At 56.2% G+C, this 329-nt stretch carries 1 pseudogene; it reads left to right on the forward strand.

Annotation, left to right across the window (positions count from 1 at the left end):
• Window positions 1-329 (forward strand): annotated as a pseudogene (locus H0248_RS21420) (DNA primase); the annotation flags it as partial.

The raw sequence follows: 329 nt of genomic DNA on the forward strand, positions 1-329 counted from the left end.
CTGGAAGGGTTGCTGATGGAGAACGAGAAAGGTTATCTCACTGAACTGCACCAGAACGCCCAGCGGCTGTTACGTCCGCTTAAGGTGGTGAACCCGTTCGCCAGCCAGCTCACGTTCCTGAGCGACAAAACCCGCACGCGCCGCGACCATATGAAATACCTGACCCTGATACAGAGCATCGCGCTGTTGCACCAGTATCAGCGGGAAGTGAAGCAGGTTGAACACCGTGGCACGGTTATCGAGTATATCGAGGTCGAACGGTCGGATATCGTGCTGGCGAACAGGTTAGCGCACGAGATATTAGGCCGGACGCTGGATGAAATGCCGCC

The organism is Pectobacterium brasiliense (assembly GCF_013449685.1).
GTDB classification, from domain to species: Bacteria; Pseudomonadota; Gammaproteobacteria; order Enterobacterales; family Enterobacteriaceae; genus Pectobacterium; species Pectobacterium brasiliense_A.